The organism is Nitrospirota bacterium, assembly GCA_016180645.1.
Taxonomy (GTDB): Bacteria; JACPQY01; JACPQY01; order JACPQY01; family JACPQY01; genus JACPAV01.
This window is the reverse complement of sequence record JACPAV010000002.1, coordinates 322,436-335,841: the sequence shown is the minus strand read 5'-3', so window position 1 is coordinate 335,841 and position 13,406 is coordinate 322,436. Positions and strand designations below refer to the sequence as shown.

General features: G+C 58.4%; 13 protein-coding genes. 9 read left to right on the top strand and 4 right to left on the bottom strand.

Going from position 1 to position 13,406, the window contains the following annotated elements:
- Nucleotides 1-12: 12 nt before the first annotated feature.
- Together HYT87_01495 and HYT87_01490 are read right to left on the bottom strand one after the other, a co-directional pair.
- Nucleotides 13-780: a slipin family protein gene (locus HYT87_01495; protein MBI2058423.1), complete on the bottom strand. Its 768-nt coding sequence runs from the start codon at nucleotides 778-780 to the stop codon at nucleotides 13-15.
- 14 nt (nucleotides 781-794) lie between these two features.
- Nucleotides 795-2,123 carry a nodulation protein NfeD gene (locus HYT87_01490; GenBank protein MBI2058422.1) on the bottom strand — a complete coding sequence of 443 codons (1,329 nt, stop codon included), beginning with the start codon at nucleotides 2,121-2,123 and terminating at the stop codon, nucleotides 795-797.
- Between the two features lie 11 nt (nucleotides 2,124-2,134).
- On the opposite strand from HYT87_01490, the gene HYT87_01485 reads away from it, so the two are divergent.
- Complete coding sequence (locus tag HYT87_01485) at nucleotides 2,135-2,956, top strand: sulfurtransferase (protein MBI2058421.1); 822 nt, start codon at nucleotides 2,135-2,137, stop codon at nucleotides 2,954-2,956.
- Between the two features lie 3 nt (nucleotides 2,957-2,959).
- Here the strand turns inward: HYT87_01485 and HYT87_01480 are convergent, their stop codons facing one another.
- On the bottom strand, nucleotides 2,960-3,424 hold the full coding sequence (locus tag HYT87_01480) for a DUF721 domain-containing protein (protein MBI2058420.1): 465 nt from the start codon (nucleotides 3,422-3,424) through the stop codon (nucleotides 2,960-2,962).
- A 16-nt stretch (nucleotides 3,425-3,440) separates the two neighbouring features.
- Nucleotides 3,441-3,764, bottom strand: a complete 324-nt coding sequence (locus HYT87_01475) for a DUF4499 domain-containing protein (GenBank protein MBI2058419.1) — start codon at nucleotides 3,762-3,764, stop codon at nucleotides 3,441-3,443.
- A 102-nt stretch (nucleotides 3,765-3,866) separates the two neighbouring features.
- Between HYT87_01475 and HYT87_01470 the strand changes: the two genes are divergently transcribed.
- The 8 genes from HYT87_01470 (at nucleotide 3,867) to HYT87_01435 (ending at nucleotide 13,362) form a co-directional block, all read left to right on the top strand.
- Nucleotides 3,867-4,094 carry a hypothetical protein gene (locus HYT87_01470; GenBank protein ID MBI2058418.1) on the top strand — a complete coding sequence of 76 codons (228 nt, stop codon included), beginning with the start codon at nucleotides 3,867-3,869 and terminating at the stop codon, nucleotides 4,092-4,094.
- A complete protein-coding gene (gene eno / locus HYT87_01465; GenBank protein ID MBI2058417.1) occupies nucleotides 4,072-5,352 on the top strand; it encodes a phosphopyruvate hydratase in 1,281 nt (426 codons plus the stop codon). The genes HYT87_01470 and eno overlap by 23 nt, the downstream gene beginning before the upstream one ends.
- Before the next feature lie 518 nt (nucleotides 5,353-5,870).
- Nucleotides 5,871-7,166: a DNA phosphorothioation system sulfurtransferase DndC gene (gene dndC, locus HYT87_01460; protein MBI2058416.1), complete on the top strand. Its 1,296-nt coding sequence runs from the start codon at nucleotides 5,871-5,873 to the stop codon at nucleotides 7,164-7,166.
- Between the two features lie 2 nt (nucleotides 7,167-7,168).
- Complete coding sequence (locus HYT87_01455) at nucleotides 7,169-9,232, top strand: AAA family ATPase (GenBank protein ID MBI2058415.1); 2,064 nt, start codon at nucleotides 7,169-7,171, stop codon at nucleotides 9,230-9,232.
- 18 nt (nucleotides 9,233-9,250) lie between these two features.
- A complete protein-coding gene (locus tag HYT87_01450; protein MBI2058414.1) occupies nucleotides 9,251-9,517 on the top strand; it encodes a hypothetical protein in 267 nt (88 codons plus the stop codon).
- Complete coding sequence (locus tag HYT87_01445) at nucleotides 9,514-10,995, top strand: ATP-binding protein (protein MBI2058413.1); 1,482 nt, start codon at nucleotides 9,514-9,516, stop codon at nucleotides 10,993-10,995. The genes HYT87_01450 and HYT87_01445 overlap by 4 nt, the downstream gene beginning before the upstream one ends.
- 4 nt (nucleotides 10,996-10,999) lie before the next feature.
- Nucleotides 11,000-12,364 (top strand): ATP-binding protein, encoded by a 1,365-nt coding sequence (locus HYT87_01440; protein MBI2058412.1) that lies wholly within the window; start codon nucleotides 11,000-11,002, stop codon nucleotides 12,362-12,364.
- A complete protein-coding gene (locus tag HYT87_01435) occupies nucleotides 12,364-13,362 on the top strand; it encodes a hypothetical protein (protein ID MBI2058411.1) in 999 nt (332 codons plus the stop codon). Before HYT87_01440 ends, HYT87_01435 begins: the two co-directional genes overlap by 1 nt.
- Nucleotides 13,363-13,406 lie beyond the last annotated feature (44 nt).

Below are 13,406 nucleotides of genomic sequence, written 5' to 3'. Positions count from 1 at the left end.
CTCGGGAAGACCTTACGACCCGCTCAACTCCTTCTTCGATACGGTGTCCAGGAAGGGCCGGATGATGTCCATGGGCAGGGGGAAGATGACGGTGGAATTCCGCTCGGAGGAAATCTCCACAAGCGTTTGAAGGTATCGAAGCTGCAGCGTGGTGGGGTTCTTGGACATGATGTTCGCCGCCTCTGAGAGCTTCTGGGCCGCCTGGAATTCGCCCTCGGCGTTGATGATCTTTGCGCGCCGCTCCCGTTCCGCCTCCGCCTGCTTGGCCATCGCCCGCTGCATTTCCTGCGGGAGGTCCACGTGTTTCACTTCCACGTTGGCCACCTTGATGCCCCACGGGTCTGTGTGTCGGTCCAAAATTTCCTGGAGCTTGTGGTTGATCTTTTCGCGGTCGGCCAGCAATTCATCCAGTTCGGTTTCTCCCAACACGCTTCGCAAAGTTGTTTGCGCGAGCTGAGAGGTTGCATAGAGGTAGTTTTCAACCTCGATCACGGCCTTGCGCGCGTCCAGCACGCGGAAATACACCACGGCGTTCACTTTCACGGAGACGTTGTCTTTGGTGATGACATCCTGCGGAGGAACGTCCAGCACCACGGTTCGGAGGCTGACTTTCACAAGCCGATCGACGAAGGGAATGATCCAGCGCAGGCCGGGGCCCTTGGTGTCCTGGATGCGTCCCAGCCGGAAATGGACGCCGCGTTCGTACTCATTCAAGACCCGGACGCCCGAGATGAATCCGAAAATGATGATGGCGATGACGACCAGTAGTCCGAGTCCCATGAGTCCTCCTTACGTTAAACTCTTCCGACCTTTATCGTGAGGCCGTTCACGGATTTCACTTTGACTTTTGATCCGGCCTCCAGCGACTCATCGCTGACGGCGTCCCAGTATTCCCCGTGGACGAACACTTTCCCCCCGCCGGACGAGATCGGACTCAGGGCGTGACCGACTTCGCCGGCGAGCCCTTCCGCTCCGGAGGCCGGCAGGGATCGTTGAGCGCGGGCCACGGCGAGCATGACGAAGGCAAACAGCAGCCCCGTGGCCCCCACGGTCGCCAGCACCACGGATTTGGAGATGGTGAAAAACGGCGCCGGCCCCTTGATGAGCATCATCGAGCCGAGGGCCATCGCAATGAGTCCGCTGATCGTCAGCAGGCCGTAGCTGGTGACTTTGATTTCGAGAATGAGGAGCACGATGCCAAGGCCGATGAGGGCGAACCCGGCGTAGTTGACCGGAAGTGTTTGAAGCGAGTACAGACCGAGGAGAAGGCAGAGACCACCGACCACGCCGGGGAAAATGGCGCCCGGATTCGTCAGCTCGAAGAACATTCCCCACACGCCGATCATCATGAGGATGTAGGCGATGTTTGGATTGGAGAGGGTGTTGAGGAGCCGTTGCCGGAAACTCATTCCAACGGGGCGAAGCTCGGCTCCCCGGGTGGCGAGAGTGAGGGATTCGGTTCCCTTTTTCAGGACTTTCCCGTGGATCTTCTCCATCAACTCCGTCACGCTCGCGGCCACTACGTCCACCACATTCTGTTTCAACGCCTCGTCCGCCGAGGTAGAGATGCTGTCCTTCACGGCGCGCTCAGCCCATCGCTCATTTCGGTTTCGCTTTTTGGCGAGGCCCTTGATGTAGGCGACGGCGTCGTTCACCACCTTCTTCTCCATGGTCTTGTCCATGCCGCCGCCCATGGCGACCGGGTGTGCCGCGCCGATGTTCGTGCCGGGCGCCATGGCGGCCACATCGGCCGCAAGTGTGATGAGAGCTCCCGCCGAGGCGGCCCGTGCTCCGGAGGGTGAGACGTACACGATCACCACGACGGGGGTGTTGAGGATTTTCTTGATGATGTCCCGCATGGATTCGTCCAGACCGCCCGGCGTGTCCAGCTCGACGAGCACGCCCTGCGCGCCTTCCCGCTCGGCCTGCTCAATCGCGTCGATGATGAACTCGGCGACGACCGGGTTGATGGCCCCATCGATCTTGAGATGGAGCAGGGCGGAGGGGTTTGGGACATCCTGCGCATGCGCCGCCCATCCAACGAGCACGAATGCCACGATGCCCCACGCGAACAATTTCTTACGCACGGAAATCAATATAAGGAACTTTCGCGGCGAACACAACCTTCGCCATCATGATGCTGCTATACTTCACCCTTCTCATGCGCATTTTGACGGAAGGAAGTTGGCTGCGGGAACACCTTCAGGACGCCGCGGTGGTGGACGTGCGGCCGCGGGAGGAATACGACAAGGGACACATCCCCGGGGCGATTCTTTTCGACATCTGGGAGTACCATTGGTTCGATACGACCCAGGCTGGAATGAAAAAATTCAATGAGTGGATGGCGGCGGGGCTGCGCGAGGCGGGACTCCATCCCGACCGGACCACGGTGGTCTACGAGGGCTACTCGGGAATGCTTGCCGCGCGGATGATTTGGGTACTTCACTACTTTTCATTCAAGGAACCGCTCATGCTGGACGGCGGATTGCGCGAATGGTTGCGGTGCGGCCACGACCTTTCGACCGACCCGGCGGCGCTTCCGGGAATCGAGGGATTTCAGTACACGCCGCGCGCCGAACTCCTGGCGACGGTCGATTCGACGCATTCAAACCTCTCAGGCATGGGAGCGAGGATCATCGACTGCCGGACGCCGGATGAATTTTCAGGACAACACGTGCGTGCGGATCGAGGAGGGCACATCCCCGGCGCCGTGAACGTGGAGTGGAAGAGGAATCTGACGTCCGACGGATACTTTCTGCCGCCCTCCGAACTGGAGAGTGTGTACCGGGGGGTAGGGATCGATCCCAAGAAGGAGTTCATTACTTACTGTCACGGCGGCTACCGATCTGCACACACCTTTCTGGCCCTTTGGCTGATCGGAGCGGATCGGGTTCGCAACTACATCGGATCGTGGGGCGAATGGGGAAATCGAAAAGATCTCCCCCTCGAAGAGTGAGTCTCAGCGTTTCCGGGCGGCCAGGCGCCGTTTCGAGTTCGCGAAAAGATTCACCAGGCTGGAACGCAGTTCGTCATCGGCGATTCCCTCGGTGATGCGGAGCGTCGAGGCCCGTTCTTCTGGACTGAGCGGGGCGGGTCCGGTTGCTTTGGGCTTGCCCGCCGGAGGGGTCTCCAGGAATCGGGGACGCAGGGAGAATTTGATGTCCCGTATCGCCGTTCCAAAATAGGACTGAACTTTTTCCAGCATCTGCGGCTTCTGGTAGAACAGCTCGTGCAGGAGCACCGAGTTGTTCACCGCCAGGTAGAGGAAGCCTTTCTTGAAACCCGTCGGCATGGTCAGTCCGGCAAGAAACGGACCCACGGCGTCCGGCCATTGCGCGACAAGTTTCTGCTCGAAGGCCCGATCTCGCAGTCCCCAGTTCGATAGGAACCGCTGGGCGAGCTGCGCGAAGGTGTTTTCAGGCATGAAGCCTGCCGACGGATCAGGCCTTGGCGGAAGCAGGAATCCGGGCCTTGCGAATCGCCCGGCGCAGGGCTATCCAGGCCGGAAAGCCGAGAAACACGGTGAGGAGAAACCACTTCACGGGGTTCTGCTTGGCTTGGAAACCGAAATAGGCGCCGACAAGGCCCTCGCCGAAGTGTGCGATCAGAACGACCCAGAAGGCGAATCGGATGAAACCCTGGAGGGACTCGTTGGGCAGCCGGACCATGAACCCTAGTCCGATTAGAAAGGCCCACATCAGTGTGAGCATGATCCAGACGGGCGATGGGATGCGAACTTCGATGTTTGTTGATGGGGCGTTCATCGCCGGAGCCCAGCCATACCATGATCGGCCGGCCGCGTAAACCCGGAAATTGACCCCGTTTTCTCTTGCGAATGCGGACCGCTTCCGTTACGTTCACGCCCGATGGCTGAAAAGCGACCCATTGAAAAGAAAGAGAGTCTCCTCACGAGAGGAGTGGGCGCTTTTCTAATCCTCGTGGGAGTACCCGGTTTGCTCATCCCGTTTGTCCCCGGCCTGCTCTTCATCCTTCTGGGCACGGCCCTCGTCTCCGGCCGGACCACCGTGCTCCAGCGGATGGTCCACGCCGCCCGGCGGTTCCGAGGCAAAGATGCCGAAGATAAGCGAGACTAGGGCGCGCGAGATCCTCGATTCCCGGGGTCTCCCGACAATCGAGGCCGATGTGGTTCTCTCTTCGAAGGCCTTTGGTCGTGCGGCGGTGCCCTCGGGTGCCTCCACCGGCACGCACGAGGCGTTGGAACTTCGGGATGGGGACCCGGTCCGCTTCAAGGGCAAGGGGGTTCTCCAAGCTGTCGGAAATGTCAGCGGGAAGATCGCCCCCCACATTCGAAACAGGAACTTTCCTGACCAGAAGGCACTCGACAAGGACCTCCTGAAGCTGGACGGCACCCCGCAGAAGAAGGTACTCGGGGCCAACTCCATCCTCGCCGTCTCCATGGCGTTCGCCCGCGCCTGCGCCGATCACGCGGGGAAGGAATTGTTCGAGCATATCGGAGGCAAACAGACCCGGACGTTGCCCGTCCCCATGATGAACGTGATCAACGGTGGGGCGCATGCCAACAACAATCTCGATTTCCAGGAGTTCATGATCGTTCCGGCCGGCGCGCCGACTTTTCGGGAGGCGCTTCGAATGGGAGCCGAGGTCTTCCAGGAATTGAAACGGCTTCTGCACGACGGCCAACACTCCACGGCGGTGGGCGACGAGGGCGGCTTCGCGCCGAACCTGGGCTCGCATCAGGAGGCTCTCGAACTTCTCATGCAGGCGATTCGTGGCGCGGGCTACGAGCCGGGAAAAGACGTTTTTCTGGCCCTGGATGCGGCGGCAAGTGAGTTTTGCGAAAACGGTCTTTATGAGTGCGAGGGAAGGAAACTCAAGGCAACGGAAATGGTTACACTCTACGAGGAGCTTGCGTCCAAATACCCCATCGTTTCCCTCGAAGATCCCCTGGCGGAGGACGACTGGGAGGGCTGGGCGGAAGTCACGGCCCGTCTGGGGAAGAAGATCCAAATCGTGGGTGATGACATATTCGTGACCGACCCCGGGAGACTTGAGCAGGGAATTGAAGAGAACGTGGCGAACGCGATTCTCATCAAACTCAACCAGATTGGATCGGTCACCGAGACCCTGGAGACGATTCGGAAGGCGAAGAAAGCGAACTACGGGACGGTCATCTCACACCGGTCGGGCGAGACGGAGGACACGTTCATCGCGGATTTCGCCGTAGCCACGAACGCGGGCCAGATCAAGACGGGATCCCTCTCCCGCTCCGAGCGCCTGGCCAAGTACAACCGTCTCCTCCGCATCGAGGAACTCCTCGGCAAACGCGCGGTGTTCCCGGGTGCCAAGGTCTTCCGCTTGTCCGTTTCCTAACTCCACGCACGGTCAGCATAGTCGGCGGCGTAAGCGAGACGCCGTTGGATGCTGAATTCCCTACGCCCCACTCAACTCTGACAACTCGTTTCCAAGCCAACATGCCAAGCCGGGAAAAGGGGGTGAGACGGAGGCAAGGGGTCGCGTGGAAACAAAGTGAACAAGTCCCTCGCTCCGTCATTCCCGTGAAGACGGGAATCCAGACTGGAGGCCCGCCTCCGCGGGCATGACGAGAAGATGGAAAATTGAGTAGGTTCTTTCCTCGCAACCCCTAACGTACCCCTGTGGCCACGGTCACGGCAGGTTCCATGCCAACTGCCCATGAACAATCGGGAATCATGAGAATGGAATCCCGACCCTATCCGTCACCCCCGCGAAGGCGGGGGTCCAGTGAAATCAAGAAGCTCTGGATTCCCGCCTCCGCGGGAATGACGATTCTTCCCTGACTTTGCCGACCTCCTCCCCTGTGGCAGGCCCGGCTTGACAAGCTCGCTGGGGGTCGCTTACTGTCGCCCGTGGTGACCGGCGGATATCAAGAAATTCGCGAATCCCTCAGCCGCCTCTACATCGAGGATCCTCGTCCGTGGCTCGTCGGATTCAGCGGGGGGAAGGACAGCACCATGCTGGCCTCGCTCCTCTTCGACGCGGTCGCGTCCATCCCCAGGGAAAATCGCAAGAAGCCGATCAATCTCCTCTGTACGGACACGCGCGTGGAAATCCCGGCCATCGTCGGGATGGTAGAGGGCACGCTCGACAAAATGAGGAAGTTCTCCAGCCAGAACGAGTTGAACTTCGAAGCCCACCTCCTGAAACCCCCGGCCGAACAATCGTTCTGGGTCAACATCATCGGGCGTGGATACCCCCCTCCCAATCGCACCTTTCGTTGGTGTACTCAGCGGATGAAGATAGATCCGGTAAATGACTTTGTAAAGAAACGGATAGGACACTGGGGCGATGCCATCCTGCATTTGGGGGCGCGGCGGGAGGAAAGCGCAACTCGGGCGCAAACAATGGCGGGTATCGAGACCCGCAACGGCTTGCGCCGTCACCCGGACCTGCCGCGCGTGTGGGTCTCCAATCCAATCGAATACCTGACCACCGAGGAAGTTTGGGCCTATCTCCTCCAAACGCCGAACCCCTGGGGTGGCGACAACCGCGCACTATACAAACTCTACTCCAGCGCCTCCAACGGTGAATGTCCCATTCAGATCGACACCAGCACTCCAAGCTGCGGCAACTCCCGCTTCGGCTGCTGGACCTGCACCGTGGTGGATCGCGACAAAGCCAGTGAGGGGCTGCTGGCCGCCGGCGACGAGCGGATGGAGAAGCTCATCGAATTTCGAGAAACCCTACAGTTCTACCGCGACCCCGCCAACGGCAAGCGCGACATGAAACGGATGAATGGCGACAAGGGCCCGGGGCCTTTGCACATTGAGGCCCGGCGTGAGTTGCTGGCCCGATTGCTCGCGTTGCAGGAGGAAACCCGTTTGCCCATTATAGCCTCCGAGGAGCTCCTCTTGATCCAACAAATGTGGAAGGCCGCGCGCGATCCCGATGACGGCCGGGGCGTCGCCCGTATCCTCAACAAACAGCGAGGTGTCATGATGAGCACGGATCTGAAGGAACTCAACAAACTTCGGGAGCTGGAGGACGAAATCGCCCGGGAAAAGGGGATCAACACCGACACGCTCCGTCGGATGCTTGCCAAGGTGGAGGAATACAGCGAAAGCCACCGCGCCCACGGCCTCCCGGACGATCTGCTCTTCATCTTGAAAGACGATTTGGCGAAACAGGAGGCAGAGAAGAAGGCCTAATCATGGCGGAAGTCCATATCGACTCACTAACGCTGGAGAACTTTGGGCCATTCTACGGCGAGCACACCGTTGACTTCCGAAGTCTTGAGGGCAAGTGTGGCGTTATCGTGGGCGGAAAGAATGGTGCCGGAAAAACTCACCTGCTGCGCGCCCTATATCTTGCGGTGGTCGGCGAGAGCGGCGTCGGCGACTTGAAGAAGGTGGAGACTGGGTCAGATGCGACGCGGTTCACCTTCGAGAAGTCGCTCAATCGGCATGCACTGTCTGAAGGTAAAGACTTAGTGCGTCTCAAGGCGGTGGTGAGTCTCCGCGATGACAAAGTGGGCAGTCGGAAAGTGGAGATCCTTCGCCAAGTGCGGTTCCGCTCCAACTCGGCGCCAGTCTGGGAGCATCATGCCACACGGTCCGACAAGCCGGGCACCATCCAAGACGAACAAGAGATACACAAACTTCGGGACGCTTTCCTGCCGCGCCATCTGGCGCGGTTCTTCTTTTTCGATGCTGAGCGCAGCCAGGCCATCAACTTGGGACAGCAGGACATCGTTGAAGGCGTGAGTCGAATCCTTGGCCTTCAGGCCTATGCCGAACTGGAAAACGATCTCCGTCAACTGATCAGCTCGAAGATCCCACGCGTGTTCAATTCCACCGGCGGCCCTGACCCATTGACGACCCTCAACGAGTTGAACAGCAAGGTGAGGACTGTGGAGGGCAACTTGAAGGTCAGACATCTTGAACGCGAAACCCTTGACCGCGACTTGAAAGAAGTCGAAGCCGAACTGGTTGAAGTCGAAGACGACTTGAAAACGCTTGGAGCAGTCGACCCCGATGAGTTGCAGAGAGCTCAAGAACGCCGCGGCGAACTTACAGGGGCCAAAGCCAAACTCGAAGCCAGACTCACAGAAGCTTGGGAGTTGGCTCTACCGGTCTCGTTGCTTGGGGTCTACTGCAAGGAATTGCATGGCGCTTTGCTATCCGAGGAACGTCGTCGCGAGTGGGAAAGCGCCAAGTCCACGGTCGAGCCGAAGATTCCGCAGGTAAAGCAGGACGTGTTTGGTGGTGTTCCCAAGGAATTCGAGCTCCAACCTGATGTCGAATCCTTCTACATGAAGCGATTGGAAGACGCTCTCCACAGCCTGTTCCATCCACCACCGCAAGGGATGCCCGACCGCATCTACATTGCCGACCGCAACGACACGAGTGCGCAGATTCGCCGACAGCTTGCCCTGAACCAGAGCGATATTCGCGACCTATCGGACAGGTGTGCGGAGATCGACCGAATGGACGTTGAGCTACGCGAGTTGAACCAGAAGCTGAGACAGATGCAACAAAACACGGCGGCGTACAAACGAGGCGTGGAACTCCACGAAAAGCGGGGCGGCCTCATCACTCGCCGCGATCAAATCTCCAAACGACTGAAGGATATTGATGCCGAAATCGCGCGTCTTGAGGTTGAGCTTGTGGATCTGAAACGCCAGGAGACGACGCAGTCGGAAATTGCCGAACGTGCCAAGCGGGGCGAAAGTTTGGCGGCGATGGCGACCCGCTACCGCGAGGCCGCCGGCGAGATTCGCAGCCGAGCCGCAATTCTGATGCGGCGGAAGCTCTCCGAGGAAGTCGGCAAGTTGTGGGTGGAAATTACCGAGCGGGAGCGGGAGTTCGAGGGCATGGACTTTGACGGCCATTGGCAATGCTGGCTCGTGCGCCGGGATGGCAGGAAAGTTACCTGGGAGGAAACGAACACGTCCGCCGGTCAGCGACAGGTGCGAATGCTGGCGTTCTACGAAGCCCTGCGTCGTCTGGCCAAGCTCGTTCCGCCGCTGGTTGTGGACACGCCACTGGCCCGCCTCGACAAAGAAGTCCGCGCCAACGTGCTCGACCGGCTTTACCTCAGCGGCCACCAGTCCATCATCCTCAGCACGAATGCTGAGATTGATCCGGATGGACCGCTGTTTGACCGCGCCCGTGGCCGGTTTGCGCGTGCCTACACGTTGCACCCGCATGGCAGACCCGACAGCCCGAACTACGAAGTGCGCATCACAAGCGACTACTTCGGAAAGGACCTGTAACAACGAAGGAGGAATACCATGAGCGGCTACGCTGAAGACATCATCGAAGCTACGGGTTGCAGTCCGGTGGACGCAGGGATGATTGAAGAGATCATGCGCAACGAGATATTTCACAGTACGCTGGACTGGCAAACTGCGGCTGAGTTTCGCCGCGCTGCGCGAAAGGCAGCCAAGATGCTTGAGGCTGATCGAGGGGTTTACGAAGAATTCCGCGACGGCGTTCTCGCAGCTTTTTGGGCCTCTCCCACAGGGCAGCGGCTTGTTCGGGAAGGAAAAGGCCCATGAAATTCGAGACCAGCGGCGAAGCTCACGAGTTCATCGAGAACGTCTTTGCCCGCGTCGGCGCGCGGAATCAGGCGATTGTCGGACGCGCGGCGCTCTTCCTCGCTCTGGGGCAGGGCGTGCCCACCGAGTACAAACCCAAGGACTCCAAAGGCGTGACGCTGAATGACGAGCAGGTTGTCGGCGATGATCTCCGGGATCTGGTCCGCGCCGCATTGAACCACCGGGCCGGACGGACCCTCGACGAAGCCGGGTACCGGCAGGAGTTTCGTCGTCACTTTGAGTTTGGCTGCCAACGCTTGGGGCAGATATGGTCGGAATCGGGGAACGATCAGGCCCGGTTCGTGGCGTCTCTCTTGCGTTTGGCGAGTGGCGAGTCTGGGCTTCCCGGCGCGGAGCCCGTCGCTCGACCGATGCCGGTGGTCGAGACCGAAGTGAAATTGAAAGTATTGACGGACGGTCCGGAATGGTCGGTAAACGGTCCGGGCACGAACAACGGCTTGCTGGTGATTTCCGGTCAACCCGGCAGCGGCAAGAGCCAGCTTGCGCTCGACCTCCTGGCGCAAGCGGCGAATGGTGGCGTTCGTTTCGTGTTTTTCGACATGAAGGGCGAGCTTGAAGACAATCCCAAGGACGCAAGGCAGACGGAGAATCGCAGGCGCTTCCTGGAACAGACCGGCGCGCGGTATGTCCGCCTGATCCAGCAGAGCCTGCCGATCAACCCACTCTACCGCCATCAGAACCCAACACAGAATGCCCAGGTTGCCTACGAGATGGCGGGCCTTATCCGATGCTTCGCGCCGCAACTCGGCGCTAGACAGGAGGGCAATCTCAGCGACTGCTACCAGCGACTCGCCGAACCGGATTTCGCGTCCTTGTCGGCGGAGCTCGTGAACAGCGGCACGGAGGGTGTTGAACAGCGCATCGTTCAAAAGATCGAGCGGTTCAATCTGTTCGCCTCCGCCCGGACCGCGATCACCCCGGAGGAATGGTTGAATGGTTCCCTGGTCATCGATTTCAAGGAGTTCGGGACGGACAACGATACGAAGGCATTGTCGGCCGCCCTCATTCTGAACTTCCTCATCAAGAAATTGAGCCGGCAACTGGCCGTGAAGAATGACATCCAGCCTCTCAAGATGGTGCTATTTGTGGATGAAGCGCATCTGATTCTGCCGAAGGAGAGCAAGGCCGGCCTGCTGAGCCTGCTCGCGAGGCAGGGTCGATCATGGGGCTTCCCCGTCTGGCTGGCTTCGCAGGACGCCGATAAATTCCTGACGCCGGGCGCCAACGATACCAATTTCGCCGAGTTGGCCGAATGCGGAGCCCACTTCTCGCCGCACACGCTGAAAGACGCCGAACAACGAATGATCCTCGGCGGTGTGGTTCATCAGAAACTCACGAAAGCCGAAGCCGCTCTGCGCTTGCAAGGCAAGCTCATCACCGGCCCAGCCCGCCAATTCTGGCGTGATGGGGGGAGGTAGACGCATGGCACCTACTTCATCCTCCCAAGGTGGGCAGAAGCTCATCAATGCGTCTCCAACAAAGGAATTCTTCATTCACATGCTCACAAGGGACATCCCGCTAACGCGAGCCATTCTTGATCTCGTAGATAATTCGGTGGACGGAGCACGGAGACTTCGTCCCGCTGGCAACTATGGCGGGCTAAGGGTGGAAATGAAACTGGATGCTAGGCATTTTCTCATTGCCGATAACTGTGGCGGAATTCCCGTTGATGTCGCACGCGGCTACGCATTTCGCTTTGGGCGGCCAGAAGAAACTGAGGGCACCCCTGGCTCAATGGGACAGTTCGGAGTAGGCATGAAGCGGACCTTCTTTAGGCTTGGACGCCATTTTGTCGTGCGCTCGACAACAAGGGAGGCGCGATTCACGGTGGATGTCGATGTGGATCAATGGATGGCTGATGCCCAATCTCCCGAGGAGTGGCACTTCACTTTCAGTGAACTAGAGACTGGTTTGCACGTTCCGGAGAAGGACACCGGCACGCGCATCGAGGTCGACCGGCTCCTGGCGAATGTTGCGGATACTTTCGCATTGGATAACTTTAAGAGCAGGCTTGCAGAGGAGATGAGCCAAGCTCACCCCTTAACTTTGGATCGCGAGCTTGCCATCACCTTGAACGGTCTGCCGATCAAGCATGATCCGCAGGAGCTTTTTGTTTCGAAGATGTTGCAGCCCGGCTATGTGGAGAAGTCTTATCCGAGCAAAATACTCGTAGGTAAGCCGGGCCCGCCGGTGCGAGTAAGGCTATATGCTGGCGTTGCGGAGCGTAGCTTCCACGATGGCGGCTGGTATGTCTTCTGCAACGGACGCCTAATATTGCGCGCCGACCAATCAGACGCAACAGTCTGGGGGAATCGTCACAACATGCGGGCATACCATCCTGATTTTGCCTATTTTCGTGGCTACGCTTATCTCGACTCTGATGATGGTTCTTTGCTGCCTTGGACAACGACGAAAACCGGAGTGGACGCCGACTCCCCCGTCTACAAGGCTGTCCAGCGCGAGATGATCGAGATGACCAGGCCGGTACTGACTTTTCTAACTAATCTTGTCAAGGAAAAGACTGCCGGTGAGGGCCAACATCCCCTCGAAAATGCAATCGAGACCGCCGACTCGAAACAGGTCAACATGATTAAGCGTGGGGGTAATTTCGTAGCTCCGTCAATGGCTCCCGCCGCTGCCGGGCCGAGAATGTGTAGAATTCAATACTGGAAGCCTGCGAGTGAGGTTGAGAGAGCCAAGCTGATTCTTAAATCGAAAACCTTCACTGGCGTTGGGGAGAAAACGTTCGAATATTTCATGCGCTACGAAGCCGAAGGGGAAGAATAGTGTCGGACAGCTTCCGAATCATCAACTATGCACTGCGTCCGGGAAAGGCGATTGAACGGAGGATGCTGTGTGCGGCGTTCGAACGTCTGCATCCCTTCCAGCGGATTCAGGAATACCGCTACGTGGGATTTGGCTCCATCTACTTCAGCGATTTCCAACTCCTCCATCGCGAACTCGGCATAACCAACATGCTGAGTATTGAAAAAGAAACGTCGTCGAGAGCCTGCTTCCGATTCAACCGCCCTTACCGGTGCATACAATTGAAGTTTGCAAACTCTGGTGAGGTTCTGCCTACAATAGACTGGCGGCGTCGCACCATCGCATGGTTGGACTACGAGAATCGTCTTGATACTGGAATATTGGGGGATATCGCAACCGTCTGTCTGCGTGCGGCCAGCGGCAGTTCGTTGGTAGTCACCGTAAACGCACACCCAGACGCCGAGCCAGCCAAGGAGGATCGCGAAACGTATGAAAAGGAAACTGGCAAAACGTTCGATCTCGACGAGTATCGCCTGCGTATCGCCAAGGAGCTTTTGGGGGGGCAACTGCCGGCTGGCACTTCTGGAACTGACTTGCGTGGTCAAGGGCTTGCTAGCGTGTTTCGCAAGGTCATTGATAACGTAATTTCCGAGCAAATATCTTTGCGAAATTCAATGCTTCCGCTGAATGAAAAGGTCCAATATCGGCAACTATTTCACTTCCGCTACAAGGATGGAGCCCAGATGGTTACGGTCGGTGGAATCTTTTTCCGTGCGGAAGAGGAGCAGAAATTCCTAGAGTGCAACTTTGATACGTTGCCGTTCATTCGCGCCAGTTCCGATCCTTGCCACATAAAGGCGCCCTGTCTGACGCCGAAAGAAATTCGTCATCTTAACTCGCAGTTGCCCAAGATATCCTCAGGAAAACTGCGCGTGCCCGGCGTGCCTGAATCGGATGTCAAGAGATATGCGGAGGTGTATCGATACTTCCCATCCTTTTCGGAGGTGCTATTTCCCTGATCTGCGGGTGAAGGTGAAATCAACGGCGGCTGGCGGGGGTCAGG